The organism is Streptomyces sp. NPDC001889, from assembly GCF_053594535.1.
Window position 1 is genome coordinate 245,031 of sequence record NZ_JBSFER010000005.1, and the last position, 22,260, is coordinate 267,290.

General features: G+C 72.4%; 16 protein-coding genes. 8 read left to right on the plus strand and 8 right to left on the minus strand.

Annotated features, from left to right (window positions below; translation table 11 throughout):
* The first annotated feature begins 1 nt into the window (after position 1).
* From ACWCRA_RS07710 to ACWCRA_RS07720, 3 genes are read left to right on the plus strand one after another with little or no spacing between them, the layout of a single operon-like run.
* On the plus strand, positions 2-1,972 hold the full coding sequence (locus tag ACWCRA_RS07710; RefSeq protein WP_351558280.1) for an FAD/NAD(P)-binding protein: 1,971 nt from the start codon (positions 2-4) through the stop codon (positions 1,970-1,972).
* Positions 1,969-3,441 (plus strand): 3-carboxy-cis,cis-muconate cycloisomerase, encoded by a 1,473-nt coding sequence (pcaB, locus tag ACWCRA_RS07715; protein WP_451067022.1) that lies wholly within the window; start codon positions 1,969-1,971, stop codon positions 3,439-3,441. Before ACWCRA_RS07710 ends, pcaB begins: the two co-directional genes overlap by 4 nt.
* Positions 3,438-4,382, plus strand: coding sequence for an oxygenase MpaB family protein (locus tag ACWCRA_RS07720; protein ID WP_351558284.1), 945 nt, complete (start codon positions 3,438-3,440; stop codon positions 4,380-4,382). Before pcaB ends, ACWCRA_RS07720 begins: the two co-directional genes overlap by 4 nt.
* Before the next feature lie 65 nt (positions 4,383-4,447).
* Here ACWCRA_RS07720 and ACWCRA_RS07725 read toward each other — a convergent pair whose 3' ends face one another.
* From ACWCRA_RS07725 to ACWCRA_RS07760, 8 genes are all read right to left on the minus strand, one after another.
* Entirely contained in the window at positions 4,448-5,404 is a 957-nt protein-coding gene (locus ACWCRA_RS07725) for a Gfo/Idh/MocA family protein (RefSeq protein ID WP_451067023.1), read from the minus strand.
* A complete protein-coding gene (locus ACWCRA_RS07730) occupies positions 5,404-5,982 on the minus strand; it encodes a dTDP-4-dehydrorhamnose 3,5-epimerase family protein (protein WP_451067024.1) in 579 nt (192 codons plus the stop codon). The genes ACWCRA_RS07725 and ACWCRA_RS07730 overlap by 1 nt, the downstream gene beginning before the upstream one ends.
* A 42-nt stretch (positions 5,983-6,024) precedes the next feature.
* Positions 6,025-7,143, minus strand: a complete 1,119-nt coding sequence (locus tag ACWCRA_RS07735) for a nucleotide disphospho-sugar-binding domain-containing protein (RefSeq protein WP_351558290.1) — start codon at positions 7,141-7,143, stop codon at positions 6,025-6,027.
* Positions 7,140-8,486 (minus strand): FAD-dependent oxidoreductase, encoded by a 1,347-nt coding sequence (locus ACWCRA_RS07740; protein ID WP_351558292.1) that lies wholly within the window; start codon positions 8,484-8,486, stop codon positions 7,140-7,142. Before ACWCRA_RS07740 ends, ACWCRA_RS07735 begins: the two co-directional genes overlap by 4 nt.
* A 58-nt stretch (positions 8,487-8,544) precedes the next feature.
* A complete protein-coding gene (locus ACWCRA_RS07745) occupies positions 8,545-9,324 on the minus strand; it encodes an SDR family oxidoreductase (RefSeq protein WP_351558294.1) in 780 nt (259 codons plus the stop codon).
* A 54-nt stretch (positions 9,325-9,378) separates the two neighbouring features.
* Positions 9,379-10,596: a class I SAM-dependent methyltransferase gene (locus tag ACWCRA_RS07750; RefSeq protein WP_351558296.1), complete on the minus strand. Its 1,218-nt coding sequence runs from the start codon at positions 10,594-10,596 to the stop codon at positions 9,379-9,381.
* Positions 10,597-10,906: 310 nt separating this feature from the next.
* Positions 10,907-12,520, minus strand: a complete 1,614-nt coding sequence (locus ACWCRA_RS07755) for an MFS transporter (RefSeq protein ID WP_451067025.1) — start codon at positions 12,518-12,520, stop codon at positions 10,907-10,909.
* A gap of 123 nt (positions 12,521-12,643) precedes the next feature.
* Entirely contained in the window at positions 12,644-13,228 is a 585-nt protein-coding gene (locus ACWCRA_RS07760; protein WP_351558299.1) for an NADPH-dependent FMN reductase, read from the minus strand.
* A gap of 240 nt (positions 13,229-13,468) precedes the next feature.
* Here ACWCRA_RS07760 and ACWCRA_RS07765 point away from each other — a divergent pair, with 240 nt between their 5' ends.
* The 5 genes from ACWCRA_RS07765 to ACWCRA_RS07785 all read left to right on the plus strand — a co-directional run bounded on the left by ACWCRA_RS07765 (position 13,469) and on the right by ACWCRA_RS07785 (position 22,173).
* Entirely contained in the window at positions 13,469-16,714 is a 3,246-nt protein-coding gene (locus ACWCRA_RS07765) for a BTAD domain-containing putative transcriptional regulator (protein WP_451067026.1), read from the plus strand.
* Positions 16,715-17,673: 959 nt separating this feature from the next.
* Entirely contained in the window at positions 17,674-18,729 is a 1,056-nt protein-coding gene (locus tag ACWCRA_RS07770) for a glucose-1-phosphate thymidylyltransferase (protein WP_351559848.1), read from the plus strand.
* The gene (rfbB, locus tag ACWCRA_RS07775) at positions 18,726-19,742 is read left to right on the plus strand and encodes a dTDP-glucose 4,6-dehydratase (protein ID WP_351559846.1); all 1,017 of its coding nucleotides are present in this window, start codon (positions 18,726-18,728) and stop codon (positions 19,740-19,742) included. The genes ACWCRA_RS07770 and rfbB overlap by 4 nt, the downstream gene beginning before the upstream one ends.
* A complete protein-coding gene (locus ACWCRA_RS07780; protein WP_451067027.1) occupies positions 19,739-21,154 on the plus strand; it encodes an NDP-hexose 2,3-dehydratase family protein in 1,416 nt (471 codons plus the stop codon). The genes rfbB and ACWCRA_RS07780 overlap by 4 nt, the downstream gene beginning before the upstream one ends.
* Positions 21,155-21,207: 53 nt before the next feature.
* A complete protein-coding gene (locus tag ACWCRA_RS07785) occupies positions 21,208-22,173 on the plus strand; it encodes a UbiA family prenyltransferase (RefSeq protein ID WP_351559844.1) in 966 nt (321 codons plus the stop codon).
* The last annotated feature ends 87 nt before the right edge of the window (positions 22,174-22,260 follow it).

Here is a 22,260-nt window from a genome sequence, read left to right on the forward strand (position 1 = left end):
GATGAGCAGCCACGTCGAGATCGGAATCGTCGGGGTCGGCCCGCGCGGACTCTCCGTGCTGGAGCGCCTCTGTGCCAATGAGCGGGCCTCGCCGTCGCACACATCGGTGACCGTCCACGTGGTGGACCGCTCGGGCCCCGGCGCCGGGACGGTCTGGCGCACCGAGCAGTCGCGCCATCTGCTGATGAACACGGTGGCGTCCCAGATCACCGTCTACACCGACGAGAGCACCACCATCGAGGGACCGGTCGAGCCCGGTCCGACGCTGTACGAGTGGGCCACCGGTCTGCGCGCCCTCGGCGACCTGGGCGGCTTCCCGCCGGAGGTGCGCGAGGAGGCGGCGGGGCTCGGGCCCGACACGTATCCGACCAGGGCCTTCTACGGCTGCTACCTCAACGACTGCTTCCAGCGGGTGGTGGACTCGGCCCCCGCGCACGTCACGGTCACCGTGCACCGCTCGCGGGCGGTGGCCATGGCCGATACGCACGGGGTGCCCGGCGGGCCGCAGGGGCTGCGCCTGGAGGACGGCACCCGGCTCAACCGGCTGGACGCCATCGTGCTGGCCCAGGGCCATGTGCCGACCCGCCCGACCGCGCGCGAGGAGCGGACCGCGAGCCTCGCCCGTATCCACCACCTCACCTATGTCACGCCCACCAACCCCGCCGATCTCGATCTGAGTGTGATCGGGGCCGGCCGGCCGGTGCTGCTGCGCGGGCTCGGGCTCTGCTTCTTCGACTACATGGCGCTGTTCACCGCGGGCCGGGGCGGTTCCTTCGAGCGGGGCGGGGACGGCCGGCTGGTGTACCGGCCGTCCGGCGACGAGCCCAGGATGTACGCCTTCTCCCGGCGCGGGGTGCCCTACCAGGCGCGCGGGGAGAACGAGAAGGGCGCTTCGGGGCGGTACTTCCCCCGGCTGCTGACCCCCGCGAAGGTCGCGGAGCTGCGGAGGAGCCCGGAGCGGGTGAACTTCGGGCGCGATCTGTGGCCGCTGATCCGGCGGGAGGTGGAGAGCGTCTACTACGGCACGCTGCTGGAGTCGGTGGGCCGGGGCGAGGCCCGGGAGGCGTTCACCGACGCCTATCTGGGGCTGGCGCCGGACGCCGATCCGGGGCCGCTGCTGGAGTCCGCGGGGATCGCCGGGTCCGAGCGCTGGGACTGGGGGCGGATCTCCAAGCCGTGCAGCGGCCAGGAGTTCGCCGACCGGGACGGCTTCCGCAAGTGGCTGGTGGAGTATCTGGAGCGGGATGTCCGGGAGGCGCGGGCGGGGAATGTGAACGGCCCGCTCAAGGCGGCCCTCGATGTGCTGCGCGATCTGCGCAACGAGGTGCGGCTCGCGGTCGACCACAGCGGTCTGGACGGGGATTCGCACCGCGACGACCTGGAGGGCTGGTACACCCCGCTCAACGCCTTCCTCTCCATCGGACCGCCGGCCTCGCGGATCGAGGAGCTGATCGCGCTGATCGAGGCGGGGCTGATGGAGATCACCGGCCCCGGGACGCATGTGCGGCTCAACACCGCCGCCCCGGAGTTCGTCGCCTCCTCCCCGCTGGTGCCGGGTGAGCCGGTCCGGGCGACCGCGCTCATCGAGGCCCGGCTGCCCGAGCCGGATCTGCGGCGCACCAACGATCCGCTGCTGCGGCATCTGCTCAACACCGACCAGGCGATGCCCTACCGGATACCGGGCGGGCACGGGACCGTCTTCGAGACCGGGGGCCTGGCCGTCACCGAGCGTCCGTACCGGCTGCTGGACGGCCGGGGGCAGGCGCATCCGCGCCGGTTCGCGTACGGGGTGCCGACGGAGTCCGTGCACTGGGTGACGGCGGCCGGTATCCGGCCGGGTGTCGACTCGGTGACCGTCGGGGACTCGGACGCGATCGCCCGCGCGGTGCTCGCGCTGCCGCCGGTGGCGCATGTCCCGCACGCGGTACGGCCCGATGTCGCGGAGTTCGAGGTGGACGGGGTGATCGTGTGACCGGGGCCGAGCCGCCGGGCAGCCCGGCCGCCACCGGGCTCCTCCTCCCCGCCCCCGCCGACTCCGGGCTCCTCTCCCCCGTCCGGGCCGGCACCCCCGTCGAGGCTGCCGTCAGCGATCCGGCGTGGCTCCAGGCGATGCTCGACGCGGAGGCCGCGCTCGCCCGGGCGCAGGCCCGGCTGGGGGCCGTGCCCCCGGCCGCCGCCGAGGCGATCGGAGCGGCGGCGCGGGCCGGCGGCTTCGACATCCGGGCGCTGGCGCTCGCCTCCCGGGAGACCGCGAACCCGGTGGTCGGGCTGGTCGCCGCGCTGACCGCCGCCGTGGCGGCGAAGGACCCGGAGAGCGCCGAGTACGTCCACCGCGGCTCCACCAGCCAGGACGTCCTGGACACGGGGGCGATGCTGGTGGCGGCCCGGGCGCTGCGGATCGTACGGGAGGATCTGCTGCGGGTGGCCGACGCGCTGGCCGCCCTGGCGCGGCTGCACCGGGACACCCCGATGGCCGGGCGGACGCTGGCGCTGCACGCGGTGCCGACGACCTTCGGGCTCAAGGCGGCGGGCTGGCGCGGGCTGGTGCTCGACGCCGAGCGGCGGCTCGGGCGGGTGCTCGACGAGGGGCTGCCGGTGTCGCTGGGCGGCGCGGCGGGGACGCTGGCCGGATATCTGGAGTACGCCGTCGTGGACGGGGCCCTCGCCCCGGACGACCCGGTCGCGGCGGGCGAGTATCTGGAGCGGCTGGTCGCGGCGTACGCGGCGGAGACCGGGCTCGCGGTCTCCGCGCTGCCCTGGCACGCGCTGCGCACCCCGGTCGCCGATCTGGCGGCGGCGCTGGCCTTCACCGCCGGGGCGCTCGGGAAGATCGCCGTGGATGTGCAGTCGCTCGCCCGCACCGAGGTCGGCGAGGTCGGTGAGCCGGGCCCGCCGGGGCGCGGCGGGTCGTCCGCGATGCCGCACAAGCGCAACCCGGTGCTCTCCACGCTGATCCGCAGCGCGGCGCTCCAGGTTCCGGTGCTGGCGGCGGGGCTCACCCAGTGCATGCTGGCGGAGGACGAGCGCTCGGCGGGGGCCTGGCACGCCGAGTGGTCGCTGCTGCGGGAGGCGCTGCGGCTGACCGGGGGCGCCGCGCACACGGCGGTGGAGCTGGCCGAGGGGCTGGCCGTCCACCCGGAGCGGATGCGGGCCAATCTGGGGCTGACCGGCAGTCTGGTCGTCACCGAGCGGCTGGCCGCCGTGCTGGCGCCGGCCCTCGGGAAGGCGGCGGCCCGGAAGCTGCTGGCCGACGCCTCGGCGCGGGCGGCCGGGAGCGGCACCCCGCTCGCCGATGTGCTCGCCGGGGTGCCGGAGTTGACCGATGTACTGGATCGCGGAGCGCTCACCCGGCTCTGCGCTCCCACGACCTGGACAGGCGGCGCGGCACCTCTGGTCGAGCGCGCGCTGCTGCGAGACGCCGAGAGAGGAACCGCACCGTGAGCACCAGCGCCAAGCAGCAGAGGTACGCCCGGCTCAACGAGATCCAGCGGATGGACGTGAAGGAGAACGCCAGCCACATCTGGTGGCTGGACATGGGGTACGAGTTCCCGTGGGACTTCAGCGTCTCCGGCGCGCTGGCCTTCGCCAACAGTGTCGCCCCGCCGCACATGGCGGCCCTGCTGGTGCGGACCGGCGAGCTGACCGAGAACACCCAGCGCCGGATGGAGCACTTCGCGCTGATCAGCCTGGAGATGGTCCGGAGCGGTTTCAAGGACCCGCGGGGCAAGGCGGCCGTCCGGCAGATGAACCGCATCCACAAGAGCGCGGTGAAGCACATCAGCGCGGAGGACGGGCACCAGTGGTCCATCAGCAATGACGAGTATCTGTTCGTGCTGGCCACGAGCATGCTGGTGCAGTCGCGCTGGGTCGAGCGGTACGGCTGGCGGAAGCTGAGCGACCAGGAGCGCAACGCCGCGTATCTGCACATGCGCGAGCAGGGCGAGCACATGGGGCTCAAGGACATACCGGGGTCCTACGAGGCGTTCGCCGCCTTCCACGACGCCTATGTGGAGAAGCACTTCGCGTACTCCCCCGAGGCCGTGACGCTCTGGGGCGTCCTCCAGCACACGGTGATCGAGCCGCTGGCGGGGTGGCTGCCGGAGCGGCTGCGTCCGCTGGGGCGCCGGGCCGCGAAGGCGGCGCTGCCGGCGCTGATGACCCCGCACATGCGGCTGGCGTTCGGGGTGCGGGCGCCCTCGCGGGCGCTGCAACTGGCCGTCGACACCGCCATCAGGGCGCGTTCGGCGTATGTGCGGCGGCAGCCGCCGCGCACCGAGCCGGCCTACCCGGACCCGCTGCCGACGCCGAGCTTCCCGAACGCCGACTACCGGATCGAGGAGCTGGGCCCGGACCACACCTTCCGGGCGCACACCGACGGGTGAGCCACGGGCGAGGGGCCGCCTCCCGGTCAGCCGGGAGGCGGCCCCTCGTCGTGTGCGGCGCGCGGTCAGCGGGCGGCGCGGCGGACCGCGTCCAGCAGCCGGGCCTGGGCCAGGCTCGCGGCCGAGGGCGCGGAGCCCCGGCGGACCGCGTCGACGAAGGCGGCGACGGTGGCCGCCACCTGGTCGTCGGCGGGCAGCGGGATCTCCCGGACACCGCCGGCGGTCTCCAGCCGGGCGGGCGGGGGCACTCCGGCGGGCGGGGTGAAGACCCGGTCCAGGGTGAGCCGGCCGGTGCTGCCGTGGAGGGTGAGGGAGTTGCGGTAGGCGTGGTCGAGGCCGAAGGCCAGCTGGGCGACGATCCCGTCGGGGGCGCGCAGCAGCACCGCGCCCGAGGTGTCGACGGTGAAGCCGGGGGCGGTCACCAGGGCGGCGCCGAGGACCTCCGGGTCGGGGCCGAGCAGTTCCAGCGCGGCCCGCAGGGGGTAGACCCCGGTGTCCCAGAGCGCGCCGCCGCCGAGGTCGGGGCGGTAGCGGATGTCGTCGTCGGGGCGGCGCGGCACGGTGAAGGCCGCCTCCACGGAGCGCAGGGTGCCGACCGCGCCGTCCGCGACCAGCCGGCGGACCGCTCCGTGCTGGCCGTGGTGGACGAACATCACGTTCTCCATCAGCGCCAGACCGAGCCGTTCCGCGAGGGCGAACAGCTCCGCCGTCCGCGCGGGATCGGCGGTGAGCGGCTTCTCGGCCAGGACGTGCCGGCCGGACCTGAGGGCCGCCTCGACCCACTCGGCGTGCAGGGCGAGCGGGAGGGGCACATAGACGGCGTCGATGCCGGGCTCGGCGAGCAGTTCGGCGTAGCCGTGGACCGCGCGCGCCCGGTAGGGGGCGGCGGTGGCGGCGGTCCGCGCGGGGTCGCGGCCGGCGACGGCGGCGATCTCGGTGCCGGGGCAGGCGGCGAAGGCCGGCAGCATCCGCCGCCGGGCGATGTCCGCGCAGCCGAGGACTCCCATCCGTACCGGGTCCATCAGACGCTCACTCCTCGCCAGTCGGGCAGGACACCGGCGGCGAGGGTCTCGGCCAGGCCCGGGGCCGCGGTGTCCTTGGGGGACACCAGGGGTGGTTCGGTACAGCCCCAGGGCAGGTCCATCGCGGGGTCCAGGGGGTTGATGTCGATCTGGGTGCCGGGGGCGTACACCGTCGACATGACGTAGCAGATGCAGGTGTCGTCGGTGAGGGCGAGAAAGCCGTGGCCCACGCCCTCGGGGATGTAGAGGGAGCGGCCGGAGGCGGCGTCCAGTTCGGTGACGTGGTGGGTGCCGAAGGCGGGTGAGCCGACCCGCAGATCGACGATGATGTCGCGCAGGGCGCCGCGCACACAGGTGACGTACTTGGCCTGTCCCGGCGGGATCGCGGTGGTGTGGATGCCGCGCAGGGTGCCCCGGCAGGAGACGGAGTAGCTGATCTGCCGGGGCACGAACGGTTCGCCGAGCACCTCCTGGAGCCGGTCGGCGCGCATGCCCTCGTGGAAGCTGCCGCGTTCGTCCGGCAGCAGTACCGGGGTGACGGTGTACGCCCCGGGGATCGCCGTTGCGGCAATGCGCACCGCGGTCTCTCCTCTCGTGCGGTGGGGGTGGCGGCGGCCCGGTCAGGCGCGCGCGGCCACCAGTCGCTCCAGCTCGCCGACGATGGTGGCGGCGGTGGGCAGGGTGGCGATCTCGCGGGAGATCTCCTGGGCGCGCTCGCGGTGGGACGGCTCGGCGAGGAGCCGTTCGCAGGCGGCGGTGACGGACTCGTTGCCGCCGGACTCGACGAGGAGCGCCGCGCCGTACTCGACGATCCTGCGGGTGGCGGAGGTCGGGTACTCGGGGTGGGCGATGAGCTGCGGGATACCGGCGTTGAGCGCGGTCATGTCGGTGCCGCCGCCGCCGTGGTGCACGATGACGTCGCAGGTGGGGGCGAGGACGTCCAGCGGCACCCAGCCGATGCGCACATCGGGCAGCTCCGCGCGGAGTTCGGCGGCGACGTTCTCCGGGGCGCCGACGACGACCTCCATGCCCAGTTCGCCGATGCTCTTGGCCATGTCCCGCAGGGCGTCGCCGCTGAAGAGCCGGGTGCCGGCGGTGATGTAGGCGCGGGGCCGGTCGCCCTTGGTGTACATCCAGGGCTCCAGCGGCTTCTGCGGATTGGCCGGCACCCAGCGGATGGGCCGGGCCGGGACCGGGTTCTCCGGCTTGAGGCTCGGCGGACAGACGTCGAGCCACAGATCCGGCTCGGGCACCCGGTCCAGGCCCAGTTCGCCGAGGACGGGGGCGAGGACGGCCTCGGCGCCGGGGTCGTACATCCGGGCGTCGATGCGGTCCCACTCCAGCCGTACGGAGGGGATGCCGAGGTGGTGGGCGAGGAGCGGCGCGGTGTAGAACATGCCGCCGCCGACGACGATGTCGGGCCGCCAGTGGTCGGCGAGGCCCAGCAGGGTCTCCAGGCTGTCGACGGCGATCTCGGCGTACACCCGGCCGACCGCCTTGACCTGGTCGGCGGGGTCCTCCGGCATGGCGCCCATGAAGGCGCTGACCTCCTCCACGGAGAGCGGGGAGATCTTGACGGGGGCGAGCCCGACGCTGGCGATGTTGGGGAGCACCCAGTCGATGCCGCCCATGAGGACCTGGTGGCCCGCGTTGCGCACGGCGGTGGCGAGAGTGGCGTGCGAGAAGATCGGATAGGGGCTGTTGCCCGGAATGAAGAGCGCCTTCATCGTCTGCCTCAACCTGCTTTCGTGAGCGCGGCGGCGGCCCGGATGCCGGAGAGCATCGCGGCTTCCGTGGTGGGCGAGTTGAAGTAGTCCCCGGCGAAGACCACGGGGGCGCGCTGCTGCCGGATGACCTCGGCCGAGCGGCGGTAGCGGCCGGGGGCCGGGATGGGGAAGCCGTAGGGCCGTTCGGCGATCTGGAACGGCACGGCGGTGTCGACCGGGAAGTCGGCCCACAGGCTGGGCAGCAGCGGGGTGACGGCGGCGAACTGCTCCTCGGGGGTGAGTCCCAGGAGGCGGCGGGTGTTGGCCCGGCCGGGGTAGGTGAGGACCAGCAGCTTCTCGACGGGGCGCCCGCGCTCGTCGCGGGTCGTGCGCGGGTAGGTGATCATGTTGCGGATCGGCGGGTCCTCGGGGCCGCCGGCCACGATGTGCGCCTCGGCGGGCAGCGCGTCGGCGTCGACGAGATACGAGACCGAGATCGCGGGTTCGTACCGCTGGGTCTCCAGGAAGCCGCGGGTGATGCCGGAGACGATCTCGGCGGGGAGCGCGGAGACCAGCTTGGCGGCGATGGTCGCCGGGGTGGCGATCACCACGTCGTCGAAGGTCTCGGTGACGGGTTCGCCGCCGCCGGGCCCGGTGGCGGTGACGCTGATGGAGCCGCCGTCGCTCTGCACGGAGGTGACCTCGTGGCCGAGCCGCAGTTCGGCGCCCTCGGCGTTCCGCTCGGCGATGACCTCCATGCCGTCCTTGAGGACGTAGAAGCCGGAGCCGCCCATCCAGGCGAGGAGGGCGCGCGCGTGGATGGCGGAGATCTCCTCGCAGGCGAAGTTCCAGAAGCCCTCGATCTGCGGCCGGAGGAGGAAGTCGAAGCCGCGCCGGGAGACCTTGCCGTAGCCCCACTCGGTGGCGCTCTGGTTGTCGTGGGGCGCGGACATGATCGGGTCGAAGAGGCTGAGCTTCTTCTTCTGGGCGACCTGGGCGAGGGAGGTGACGAGGAAGGCCAGCCGGTCGCGGACGCTCACATGCCCGTACTTGAGCAGGCTCAGCGGCGAGTCGGAGGAGAGCGGGAGGGCCTTGCCGTGGTCGGAGATGTAGACGTTGCTGGAGATCTGGAGCAGGTCGTCCTTGAGTCCGTACTCCTCGATGAGCTGGGTCATCAGACCGTAGAAGCTGACGTACATCAGGTTGATGCCCACATCGGGTTCGATCTCCGGCCGGTGCCAGGAGCGGGCCCGGCCGCCGAGCCCGTCGGCCGCCTCGAAGACGACGACCTCCCGGCCCGCCTTCAGCAGGGTCTTGGCGGCGGCACTGCCGGCCATGCCGCCGCCGATCACGGCGGTCCTGGTCTGTCCGGACATCATCGTCCTCCTCGGTCGTGTGCGCGGGGGGTGCTCGCGGGTGCCACCTGCGCCGGCCTCAGTGCTCGACGATCTCGTCGTGCGGCCACTCCAGGCCCTGGCCGAGGCCGCCGTCGACGGGCAGGTCGACGCCGGTGGTGAAGGTGGCGCCGAAGCCGAGGAACAGCACGGCGTCGGCGACCTCCTGGGCGGTGCCGAAGCGGCGCATCGGCGTCAGCTCCACGCCCTCCTTGATGTTGGCGGCCCGCAGCTCGTCGGAGATCTCGGCGATGCCCATGGAGGGGGTGTCGGTGAAGCCGGGGCTGACGGTGTTGACGCGGATGCCCCGGGGCAGCAGCTCGGAGGCGAAGACCTTGGAGAAGGCGCGGATGGCGGACTTCATCCCGGTGCCGACGCTGGTGGCGACGAAGCCCATGCCGACCGCTACGGCGGTGGTGAAGACGAAGGAGCCGCCGTCCTTGACGAGCGGGGCCAGCCTCTGGGCGGTGAAGAAGGCGCCCTTGGTGTTGGTGTCGAACATCCGGTCGTAGGTCTCCTCGGTCACCTGGCCGAGGGAGCCGAACTTGATGTAGCCGACGTTGACGAAGACCAGATCGACCTGGCCGAGGGTCTCCTCGACGGCCCGGCCCAGGGCGTCGATGTCGGCGAGGCTCCCGGCGTCGGAGCGCAGGACATGGGCCCGGTCGCCGAGTTCGTTCCTGGCCTTCTCGATGTTCTCCTCGTTGAGGCCGGTGAGGAGGACCTCCGCACCGCCGTCCAGGAGGGTCTGGACAACGGCCCGGCCGATGCCGTGGGTGCCGCCGGTGACTACGGCCTTCTTGCCCGCGTACGTGTTCATGTCGCCCTTCTTGGAGAACGGGATGGGTGTGCTGGGGAGATGGGGCGGGGCCGCTCAGGCGATATGGACGTCCGGGACGTAGAGAATCCACCGGCCGCCGGCCTCACGGAATCCCTCTTCCTTCGCCATGATCTCCTCGGCGTGATTCCACGCGAAGAGGAGCGCGTAGTCCGGATAGGGGTCGGAGAATGCCTCCGGCGGCCGGACCGGAATATGCGCCCCGGGGGTGAGCCGGCCCTGTTTCGCCGGGGTGCTGTCACAGATGTAGGGAATGAGGTCGGTGCCGATCCCGCAGTAGTTGATGGCGGTGGCGCTCTTCGCCGTGGCCCCGTAGCCGACGATCGTCCGCCCTTCCGCGCGCAGCTTCTCCAGCAGCTCCACCAGCTCCCGGCTGGTGCGCCGCACCCGCTCGCCGAAGCGCTGGTACGTCTCCGGGCTGGCGAGGCCCTGGGCCCGCTCCAGCTCCAGGTACTCGGCGATCCGCGGGGAGGGGGTGCGGGCGCCGGGGCGGCCGATGGTGTAGCGCATCGAACCGCCGTGCACCGACAGGGGTTCCACATCGATCAGCCGGAACCCGAAGGTCTCGGCCATCCGCCGCACGGAGGAGACGGAGAAGAGGTAGAAGTGCTCGTCGTAGATCTGGTCGAAGGCGTTCTGGGCCATGATGGAGCCCAGGTAGCGGTCCTCGATGACAAAGATCCCGTCGGGTGCCAGCAGCGCGTCGGCGCCCCGGAAGACGGAGTCGATATAGGCGATGTGGCTGGTGGTGTTGGCGGAGTAGATGACATCCGCGGGCCCGTCCTCGGCGGCGATCTCCCGGGCCGTGGACTCCTGGAAGAAGTCGGTGCGCACCCGTACGCCGTCGGCCCGGGCGAACTCGCCGACCTGCGCCGAGGGGTCGACGCCCAGATGGCGCACGCCGGCCCGGCCGACCGTCTTCAGCATGGTGCCGTCGTTGGAGCCGATCTCCACGATGAAGGCGCGCTCGCCGGCGAGTTCGGTCTCCAGCAGCTGCCGCGCGAAGGTCTCGAAGTGCTCGTGCATCACGGACGAGCCCGAGGAGCGGTACGGGTAGTCCTCGTGGAACATCCGCTCCCGGGGGACCTCCTCCAGCAGCTGGACCATGGTGCACGAGGTGCAGATCCCGGCGGCCAGACGGAAGTAGAACTCGCTGTCCACGGTTTCCGGAGTCACAAAGGAATCGGAGACCGGTTGGCGGCCGAAGTCGAAGAATTCATCGACAGAGCCACCGCAGATCCGGCATTGGGCCACAGCCGCACTCCTTTGAGAGTTCGTTGACGGGCGAGCATTCCCGAATTGAGTCTGTTGGGCGCGGCGATGGCTCTCAAGGCGGTGGCGGGACATGTGTCAGGTCCGGCGCGGGGAAACGGGGAACGCCGGTCCTTCGCGGGTGCGCGAAGGGCCGGCGTCCGGGTAATCGGGTGGTGCGGGGGAGCCGTGCGCCCGGCCCCGGGGGCGGGGACGGGCTGGCGCCCGGACGCCGACGGGGAGGGGGCCGGCGCCCGGGCGCCGGCGGGTCCGTCCGATCCTCGGGACGGCCCCGCCGGTCCAACGGGGTGGGTCAGCGGTCCTGCGCGGGCTGGAGCGTGCCCTCGGCCGCGCCCTGCTCGGGCGCCGCCTCCTCCGCGCCGCCGCCGTGGCCGCCGTGACCGCCGCCGCCGTCGACCTTGCGCAGCGCGGTCGTCGCCAGCACCGCGGTGATCGCGGCGAGCGCGGCACAGACGATGCCGACGGTGTTCAGCCCACTGGTGAACGCGTCCCTCGCGGCCTCCAGCACCTGGTCGCCGAGGGCTCCCTGGAGCTTGTCGGCCTCGGCGATGGCGCCTTCGACACTGTTGCGCACGGTGTCGGCGGAGGCCTCCGACAGCCCGTCGGGCGTCGTGATCTTGCTCTGGTAGATCGCGCCGCCGAGGCTGCCGAGCGCGGCCACACCGAAGGCGATGCCGAACTCACCGCTGGTCTCCGAGAGCGAGGCGGCGGAGCCGCCCTTCTCCGGCGGGGCGGAGCTGACCACGAGGTTGGTGCCGAGGGCGCCGATCGGACCGGTGCCGAGGAAGGCGATCACGAAGCCCGCGATGAGCAGCGGCAGACCGCCGGCCGGGTTGACGAAGGCGAGCAGCAGATAGCCGATGGTGGTGACACCGAGGCCGAAGCCGATGACGACACCCATGGGCAGCCGCTTGGTGAGCGTCGGGGCCAGCGTCGCGGCGACGATGGAGACCAGCGCCGACGGCACCATCCACATACCGGCCTGGAACGGCGAGAGGCCCTCGACCATCTGGAGGTAGCCGGAGATGAAGAGGTAGCTGCCGCCCATGGTGACCATGGCGAACATCAGGACCAGCAGCGAGGCCGTGAAGGCGCCGCGCTTGAAGAGGCTGATGTCCATCAGCGGGTGCTCCAGCGTGCCCTGGCGCTTGACGAAGAGCGCGCCGACGGCGAGGCCGACCACGATGGCGAGCGCCGGGACCAGCTCCCAGCCGGAGCGGGCGACCTCCTTGAGGCCGTAGATCATCGGCAGGATCGCGGCGAGCGAGAGCACCACACTGACCAGGTCGATCCGGCCACCGGCCGGGTCGCGGTACTCGGGGAGCACGAACGGGGCCGCGACCAGCAGGATCACCATGACCGGGACGCCGAGCAGGAAGACCGAACCCCACCACCAGTACTCCAGCATCACACCGCCGATCACGGGACCGAGCGCGGTGCCGCCCATGAAGCAGCTGGCCCAGACGGCGATGGCCCGGCCGCGCTGGTGCTCGTCCTGGAACATATTGCTGATCAGGGCCAGCGTGGACGGCATCAGGGTCGCGGCGGCGATACCGAGCAGGGCGCGGGTGACGATCAGCATCTCGGCGCTGGTGGAGAAGGCCGCCATCAGCGAGGTGATGCCGACGACCAGGGCGCCGATCATCAGCAGCTTGCGGCGGCCGATCCGGTCACCGAGGGTGCCCATCGTCACCAGGAAGCCGGCGATCATGAACCCGTAGATGTCCATGATCCACAGGGTCTGGGTGCCCGTGGGGTTCAGTGACTCGGCGAGGTGCGGCAGGGCCAGGAACAGCACGCTCTGGTCGAGCGCGAGCAGCAGGGTGGGCAGCGCCAGTACGCAGAGCCCGGCCCATTCCCGGGCCGTGGCCTTGGGCGGCGCGCCCTTGGGGACGGTCGTTGACATGGATGTTCCTTCCGTGGATCAGCGGGCGCGGGGAGGCTTCGGGGGCCGGGCGGCGTTGGGCGGCGGCGGAGCGGGGGCTCCGGTGCGCGGGCGCGGGGCGGGAGCTGCCGGGAGCGGCGGGGATCAGCCGGGGTACGGGCGCTGCTTGCGGGCGTCCCGCAGGATGTGACCCCACCAGGCGAGCTGGTCGAGCATCGCCTTGGCCGCAGCGGAGCAGCCCTCGGGGTCCTTGGGCTGGCCCTCGTCGTCGAAGAGCTCCCAGTAGTTGGGGAACGCGACCGAGTCACGGACGGTGACGGCGTGCATTCCGGGGAGCACTTCCCGCAGATGGGCCACCGAGCGCAGCCCGCCGGCTATCCCGCCGTAGCTGACGAAGGCGACCGGCTTCGCCTTCCACTCGTCGATGTACCAGTCGATGAGGTTCTTGAGGGAGGCCGGGAAGCTGTGGTTGTACTCGGGCGTGACCATCACGAAGGCGTCGGACCTGGCCAGCCACGGAGCCAGATCCTGAACGGCCTGGGGGGCGGGCACGCTGTCGCTCTCCGGGAGGACATCGGGGAGCCACACCTTGGCGAGGTCGATCACATCGACCTCCAGGTCCTCGCGCTTGGCCGCCTCGGCGGCGATCCACTGCGCCGGTGTGGGGCCGAAACGGCCGGTCCGGATGCTGCCGATGATGACAGCAACGCGCAGACTGCGTTCGGACATCTCGATTCCCCTCGCTCTCTCGGGCTACTGCGGACTCCCACGGTGCGCCGGCGCGCTCCCGGCTCCCTCTCGGTCCGCTCTCGGTCGCTCCCGGAGCGCTCCGGGAGGGGTCCGGCAGGGGTCCGTCCGCTCCCGGCCCGGCCGCCCGGGGAGCGGGCCGCCCCCGTGGCCCGCGGGCGCCCGGTCCCGGTCCGGTATCGATCCTGTCGCCGCACCCCCACGGTGGGTTAGCGTGATCACATGCGTTTCGGGGTGCTCGGTCCGTTGGGTGTGTGGACGTCGGACGGACGGCCGGTCCGGGTGCCGGAGCTCAAGGTCCGCGCCCTGCTCGCCCGTCTTCTGGTGGACCGGGGACACCCGGTCTCCGCCGACCGGCTCATCGACGACCTCTGGGGCACCAAACTCCCGGGCAACCCGGCGGGGGTGCTCCAGAACAAGGTCTGGCAGCTGCGCCGCGCCCTGGAGGACGCCGAACCCGGCGGCCGGGACCTGGTGGTCTCGGTCTCCCTCGGCTCCCCCGGCTATGAACTGCGGGCCGGCTCCGACGCCGTGGACGCCGACCGCTTCCAGGATCTGACGGCCCGTGCCCGGGCCACCGGCGACCCGCGGCAGCGGGCGGCGCTGCTCGCCGACGCGCTCGCGGTGTGGCGGGGGCCCGCCTACACCGACTTCGCGGACGAGGAGTTCACCCGTACCGCCACCGCGCGGCTGGAGGAGCAGCGGCTCACCGCGCTGGAGGAGCAGGCCGAGGCCCGGCTGGAGCTGGGTGAACACGCCCTGGTCGCGGACGAGCTGGGCGATCTGGTGGATCTGCACCCGCTGCGGGAGCGGCTGCGCACCGCCCATGTGCGGGCGCTGTATCTGGCGGGCCGCCAGAGCGCGGCGCTGAGCAGCTACGCCGAGCTGCGGGAGCGGCTCGCCGACCAGCTCGGCCTGGACCCGAGCCCCGAACTGGCCGCGCTGCACCGGGCGATCCTCACCCAGGACCCGGCGCTGACCGCCGTGCCGTCGCCGTCGACCACCGCGGCCCGGCCGCCGTCGAACGTACCGAGCGCGCTCACCGAGCTGATCGGCCGGGACCGGGCGGTCGACGAGCTGCGCTCGGCGCTCACCGCCCACCGGCTGGTGACGCTCACCGGCCCCGGCGGGGTCGGCAAGACCCAGCTGGCGCTGGCGGTCGCCTCCCGGGCCGCCCCGGCCTTCCCCGGCGGGGTCCGGCTGGCCGAACTCGCCGCGCTCGACCCGTCGAGCGGTCTGCGGGACACGGAGGTGCGGGAGCTGGTGGCCGCGCTCCTCGGGGTGCGGGACGACATCTCCCCGCCGCCGTCCGGCGCCGACGGCGGTCCGCTCACCCTGACCGACCGGGTGGTGCAGGCGCTGGGCGAGGAGCCGGCGCTGCTGGTGCTCGACAACTGCGAGCACGTGGTGGACGCGGTCGCGCAGCTCGTGGAGCAGCTGCTCAAGTCGGCGCCCCGGCTGCGGGTGCTGGCGACCAGCCAGATTCCGCTGGGGGTGACCGGGGAGCGGCTGCGGGAGGTGCCGCCGCTGGACGAGGCGGGCGCGCTCCGGCTCTTCGCCGCCCGCGCGCAGGCCGCCGCCCCCCGCTTCGTGCTCGACGACACCAACACCGAGGCTGTCGCGGCGATCTGCCGGCGGCTCGACGGGATTCCGCTCGCGGTGGAGATGGCCGCGACGCGGGTGCGGGTGCTGGGGGTGGCGGAGCTGGCGGCGCGGCTGGACGACCGCTTCCATCTGCTGGCCTCCGGGGTGCGCGGCGCCCCGGCGCGCCAGCGGACCCTGCGGGCGGTCATCGACTGGAGCTGGGAGCTGCTCGGGGAGCAGGAGCGCACGGTGCTGCGCCGTCTCGCGGTGCACGCCGACGGCTGCACCCTCGCCGCCGCCGAGGAGGTCTGCCCCGCCGGGGGCGTGGACCGGGTGGAGGTCCTCGATCTGCTGGCCCGGCTGGTGGAGGGGTCGCTCGTGGTGGTGACCGACACCGCCGACGGGCCGCGGTACCGGCTGCTGGAGTCGGTCACCGCGTACTGCGTCGAACACCTCCGGGAGAGGGGTGAGCTGACCGGGCTCCAGCGGCTCCACCGGGAGTACTACACCGGGCTCGCCGAGCGGGCCGAGCCGCATCTGCGCGGGCACGGCCAGCGGCAGTGGCTGCGGCGGCTGGACGCCGAGAACGCGAATCTGCGCACCGCGCTGGAGAGCGCCGTGCAGACGGGGGACGCGGAGCGGGCGCTGCGGCTGGTGAACGCGCTGAGCTGGTACTGGCATCTGCGCGGGCGCGGCGGCGAGGCCGAGCGCTCACTGGCCCAGGCCCTCGCGGTGCCCGCTCCGGACCCGGCGGACCAGGTGGACCCGGTGGCGCACGCCGCCCGGGTCGCCACGGCGACGGCCTGGCTGGGCGGGGTGCGCCTCGCGCTCGGCGGGAGCGCGGACCCGCTGGCGGAGTACCGGGCGGCGCTGCTGCCGTACGAGGAGGTGAACGACCCGGGCGGGCAGGCGCGGGCGCAGTGGTTCCTCGGCTCGAATCTGTACGGGATCGGCGATCTGACGCCGAGCGAGGAGCTGGTGGCGCGGGCGCTGGGCGCCTTCCGCTCGCTCGGTGACCCCTGGGGGACGGCGGCGGCGCTGGCCAGCCAGGCGTTCCAGGCGAAGCTGCGGGGTGACTTCAGCGGGCTGCGCCGGCACGGCGAGCAGAGTCTGGAGCTGTTCCGGGAACTGGGCGACCAGTGGGGGCAGTTGCAGGCGATGGTGCCGCTCCAGACGCTGGCCGAGGTGGTCGGCGACTATCCGCGCGCCGGGCGGCTGCTGCGGGACGGGCTGCGGACGGCGGAGGAGCTGTCGCTCTGGCCCGAGGTGACCTTCCAGCTCGCGGGGCTCGGGCGGATCGCCCTGCTGACCGGGGATCTGCCGCAGGCCCGGGAGTACCACGAGCGGGCGCGGCGGCTCGCCATCGAGCAGTCCGACACCTTCGGGGAGCAGTTCGCCGAGATCGGGCTCGGGATGGGGGCCCGGCGCGAGGGCCGGCTCGAAGTGGCCGAGACGCACATGGCGAATGTGCTGGCTCTGCACCGGCGGATGGGGTACGAGCCGGAGGCGCCGCCGCTGATCCTCGCGGAGCTGGGGTTCGTCGCCGAGGCGCGGGGGGATGTGGACAGGGCGCTGGAGCTTCAGCTGGACGGGATGGCGACCGCGAGGACCGGGGGTGATCCGAGGGCGGTGGCACTGGCGCTGGAGGGGCTGGCCGGGGCGCAGTCCCTGGCGGGGCACGCCGATCACGCGGCGCGGCTGCTGGGGGCGGCGGCGGGGGCGCGGGCGTCGGTGGGGGTGCCGCTGCCGCGGGGGGAGCAGGGGGATGTGGTGCGGATTGCGGCGCGGGTGAGGGGGGTGCTGGGGTCGCCCCGGTACGAGGCGGAGTTCGCCCTGGGCACGACCCTCACCCCGGCGACCGCCCTCCCCCACCCTTCCCTCTGACCCTTCTCCTCCCCGCCCTTGAGAACGCCCGCCCCAGGCAACCCGAGCGACCCAAGCCCGTCCGGCGATTGAGAACGGACCCCGCGCCACAGGGAGCCCGAGCAAACCAAGCCCGTCCGGCGATTGAGGACGGACCCCGCGCCACAGGCAACCCGAGCAAACCAAGCCCGTCGGGCGATTGAGAACGGACCCCGCGCCACAGGGAGCCCGAGCGACCCAAGCCCGTCCGGCGATTGAGGACGGACCCCGCGCCACAGGGAGCCCGCACCCTGCGGGCCACGGTCGGGGGCCAACCCCCGAACCCCCGCTCCTCAAACGCCGGAGGGGCTGAGAGGTGCTGCCCAAACGCCGGAGGGGCTGAGGTGGTGCGGCTCAATCACCGGCGGGGCTGAGTGGGTGCGGCTCAATCACCGGCGGGGCTGAGTGGGTGCGGCTCGCACTCCGGAGGGGGCTGACATGAGCGCCCCTCAGACGCCGGCGAGGCTGGATGTCGTGCCTCGGCCCGCCCGGAAGGGCTGACATGGGTGCTCCTCGGAACGCCGGAGGGGCAACCCGGCCCGTCCGGGGGCACCTCCCAGAGGCAGCTCCGGGGAGTTCGAGGACAAACCCCGCACCACAGGGCCCCGAGCAAACCCAGCCCGTCCGGCGATTGAGGACGGACCCCGCGCCACAAGACCCCGCATCCCGCGGGCCCGGGACGCGGGGGGCAGAGGGGTGGCCTCCCGCGCGGAGTGGGGCGCCGGGGGAATTGGGGGCTATTCGTGGGCGCCGACGGCAGAGTCTGTCAGGTTGGCTTTGACCTGACAGACTCCGGAAGCGGCCACCCAACCCCCTCCCACCCCTCCGCTACATTGCTCACTGTCACCCTGAAATAGCCGAATCTCACGGCACCCCCTTTCCCGTCGGGTCGAGCATCCCAGACCTGTGACCGGCTAAAGAATTCACTTTGGAAGGGTCCAGTGAAGGCTCTAGTGTTGTCCGGTGGACTTGGAACCCGGCTCCGGCCCTTTACCTACTCCACGCCCAAGCAGCTCATTCCGGTCGCCGGCAAGGCGGTTCTGGAACATGTCCTCGACAATATCCTCGACGCGGGCATCACCGATATCGGCATCATCGTCGGCGACCAGGCCCCCGCCATCAGCGAGGCCATCGGCGACGGGTCCCGGTTCGGCGCCCGTATCACCTATATTCAGCAGGACGAGCCGCGCGGGCTCGCGCACTGTGTGCTGATCGCCCGCGAATTCCTCGGGGACGACGACTTTCTGATGTACCTCGGGGACAATGTGCTCCCCGACGGGATCTCCGCCGTCGCCGAGGCCTTCCACACCCTCCGCCCGGACGCGCAGATCGTGGTGCAGAAGGTCCCCGACCCCAGCGCCTTCGGGGTCGCGGAGGTCGACGGCGACGGGATCGTCCGGGCGCTCGTCGAGAAGCCGGCCGAGCCGCGCAGCGATCTCGCCCTGATCGGGCTCTACTTCTTCACCCCGGCGATCCACGAGGCCGCCGCCGCGATCGGGCCGAGCGCGCGCGGTGAGCTGGAGATCACCGATGCCATCCAGTGGCTGGTCACCCACGGCCGCACGGTCCGGGCCGCGGAGTACGCGGGGTACTGGCAGGACACCGGGCATGTGGCGGCGGTCCTGGAGTGCAACCGGCGGCTGCTCGACACCCTGCGCCCGGCGCTGGCCGGCCAGATCGACGCGGCCAGCGAGATCACCGGCGCCGTCGTCGTCGCGGCCGGCGCCCGGGTGGTGCGCTCGCGGATCGAGGGCCCCGCGGTCATCGGCGCGGGCGCGCTGGTGGAGGACAGCGACATCGGCCGCTACACCTCCGTCGGACCCGGCTGTGTGCTGCGGGACACCGGTATCGACGACTCGATCGTGCAGGACGGGTCGAGCGTCTCGGGCCTGCGCGGGCTGAGCGGTTCGCTGATCGGGCGGTCGGCGTCGGTCCGCGCCGCCGCGCACCACCGGCTGATCGTCGGTGACGACTCCGAGGTGGAGGTCGCACAATGAGGATTCTGGTGACCGGCGGCGCCGGTTTCATCGGCTCGCACTATGTACGCACCCTGCTCAGCGGCGGCTATCCGGGCATGGAGAACGTCCGGGTGACCGTGCTCGACAAGCTGACCTATTCGGGTAACCGGGACAATCTCCCGGCACTGGCCCCCGGCCTGGAATTCGTCCACGGCGATATATGCGACACCGATCTGGTACGGCAGCTCATGCCCGGCCACGACGCCCTGGTGAATTTCGCGGCCGAGTCGCATGTCGACCGCTCCATCGACGCGGCCCGCGAGTTCTTCCGTACCAATGTCATGGGCACCGAGGTGCTGCTCGACGCGGCGGTCCGCGCAAAGGTCGCCCGGGTCGTCCATGTCTCGACGGACGAGGTGTACGGGTCGATCGACACCGGCTCCTGGACCGAGGACTGGCCGCTCGCCCCGAATTCCCCCTATGCGGCGTCGAAGGCGGGATCGGATCTGGTGGCCCGCTCCTACTGGCGCACTCACGGGCTCGATGTGTCGATCAGCCGCTGCTCCAACAACTACGGCCCCCACCAGCACACCGAGAAGCTCATTCCGCTCTTCATCACCAATCTGCTGGAGGGCCGGCAGGTCCCGCTCTACGGCGACGGCCACAACATCCGCGAGTGGATACATGTCGACGACCACTGCCGGGCGGTGCAGTTGATCCTCACCCGGGGCCGGGCGGGCGAGATCTACAACGTCGGCGGCGGCGAGGAGCAGCCCAACACCGCCATCGCGCACCGGCTGCTCGCGCTCTGCGGCGCGGACGAGTCGGCGATCCGGCTGGTGGCCGACCGTCCGGGGCACGACGACCGCTACTCGCTGGACGGCGGCAAGCTCCGCGCCGAGGTCGGCTTCGAGCCGCGGATCGCGTTCGAGCGGGGGCTGCGGGAGACCGTGGAGTGGTACCGGTCCCACCCGGACTGGTGGAAGGCGGTCAAGCGGGCCGCCGAGGGCGGCGGCGCCCCCGCCCCCGTACTTGAGGGGAGTGGACGGTGACCGCCGCACCCGGGGTGTGGGAGACCCCCGACACCGCCGCCGCGCTGCACCGCAGGGAGGACGCGGGGCTCCCGGGCCGGCTGGCGCTCTCCGCGCGGACCGCGCACGGACGGGGCCCGGCCACCGGGGAGTTCGCCGGCTGGCTCGCCGGGCGGGCCCGCGCCCACCACTTCCGGGTCGAGCCCATCGCCTTCGCCGACCTCGACGGCTGGTCGTTCGAGCGGACGACGGGGAACCTGGTGCACCGCAGCGGCCGGTTCTTCACCGTCGAGGGCCTGCACATCACCCGGGACGAGGGCCCGTTCCGCGAGTGGCGGCAGCCCATCATCAACCAGCCCGAGGTCGGCATCCTCGGCATCCTGGCCAAGGAGTTCGACGGGGTCCTGCACTTTCTGATGCAGGCCAAGATGGAGCCGGGCAACCCCAATCTGCTCCAGCTCTCCCCCACCGTGCAGGCCACCCGGAGCAACTACACCAAGGTCCACCGGGGCGCGGACGTGAAGTATCTGGAGTACTTCGTCCGCCCGGGAGCCGGCCGCCGGGTGCTCGCCGATGTCCTCCAGTCCGAGCACGGCGCCTGGTTCTACCGCAAGGCCAACCGGAACATGCTCGTCGAGACGGACGAGGACGTACCGCTGGACGAGGACTTCTGCTGGCTCACACTCGGGCAGATCGGCGAGCTGCTCCGCCGGGACAATGTGGTCAACATGGACGCGCGGACCGTGCTGGCCTGCGCGCCCACCGCCCGCGCCGAGGCGGGCGCGCTGCACTCGGACACCGAGCTGCTCTCCTGGATCACCGCGGAGCGCTCCCGGCACGAGGTGCGGGTGCGGCGGATTCCGCTGGCCGAGGTGAAGGACTGGGCGCGCGGCGAGTGGTCCGTGGACCATCAGCCCGAGCGGTACTTCCGGGTCATGGCGGTCTCCGTGCAGGCGGAGAACCGCGAGGTGACCAGCTGGACGCAGCCGCTGTTCCAGCCGGTGGGGACGGGCGTCACCGCGTTCGTCGCCCGGCGCTTCGGCGGCGTACCGCATGTGCTGGCGCACGCGCGGGTGGAGGCCGGGTTCCTGGACACCGTGGAGCTGGCGCCGACCGTGCAGTACACCCCGGGCAACTACGCCCATCTCGATCCGGCGGACCGGCCGCCCTTCCTGGATCTGGTGCTCGGCGCCGACCCCCGGCGAGTGCGGTACGAGGCGGTGCACTCCGAGGAGGGCGGCCGCTTCCACCACGCCGAGAGCCGGTATCTGATCGTGGAGGCCGACGAGGAGCAGGCCCCGGCCGTGCCGCCGCCCGGCTACCGCTGGGTGACCCCCGGCCAGCTCACCTCGCTGGTCCGGCGCGGACATGACGTCAATGTGCAGGCGCGCTCCCTGCTCGCCTGCTTCACCACCCTGGCGGCGCCACTGTGATGCGCCCCGGAACCCCGGTTGGGCGCGACCGCTTTCGATTGTGAGGACGATGCATGGCAGCGAGCACTGAGGTGTCGCCGAGTTCCGGCGGCGTTCTGCGCAGGTTCGGGGTCTACGCGCGGCTGGTGAAGTTCCAGTTCGTGCTCGACTTCTTCCTCGCGCTGGTCATCGTGTGGACGGGAATGGAGCCGGCGGACCGGTTCGACGGCGCGGTTCTCGTGACCATACTGCTCTTCGCGCTGGGCAAGGTCGGTGTGCTGTCCGCGGTGATGACCCTGGACGACGTGACCGGGGTGAAGGACGGCAGCGACACCGCCAACTATCTGGAGGACGGCAACACCGAACTGCGGCCCCTGAAGCGCAAGCCGCTGCTCACCGGTGATCTGACCGTGGAGCAGGCCCAGCGCTTCGGGTACGCGGCGCTGGCGTGGGGCGCGGTGTGGTGGGCCATAGCCACCCTCCAGGCGGCCCACACCCCGCTGTGGGCGCTGATCGTGGCCGGGCTGCTGCTGGTCTTCAGCGTGCAGTACTCCTGGGGGCTGAAGCTCAGCTACATCGGCCTCGGGGAGGTGCTGCTGCTCTTCTCCGCCTCGGCCTTCGTGCTCGCGCCGTACGGCATCACGGTCGGCGAGCTGCCGGCGCTGATCCTGGTGGAGGCGCTGCTCTTCGGCTTCGGTCAGCTGCTGATCGCGGGGTACTCGAACACCAAGGACGTCAGCGGCGACGCGGCCGTGGGCCGGCGCACCGTCGCGGTGCTGACCTCCGAGCGGGGCAACAAGGTCTTCCTGGGGGTGCTGACGACACTGAACCTGGGGGTGATCGTGGTGCCCGCGGCGGCGGGGTGGATCACCTGGTGGTTCGTGGTGGCGATGCTGCCGCTGATCGCGGTCCGGCTCGGCCAGTACGGCTCGTTCCTCCAGAACAGCCACGCGCTGCTGGCACGGAGCCGGGGTGTGGTGGCCTTCCGGGTGACGGTCGGCTGCATGCTGCTCTTCAATGTGATCAATTTCGGGTTCTGAGGAGTTCCGGCGGCGCGGGGCGCCGCCGGAACCGCTCCCGGTCCCACCGCGCCACATGCTCGAAGTCCGCCGGGTCGACCTCCGCCC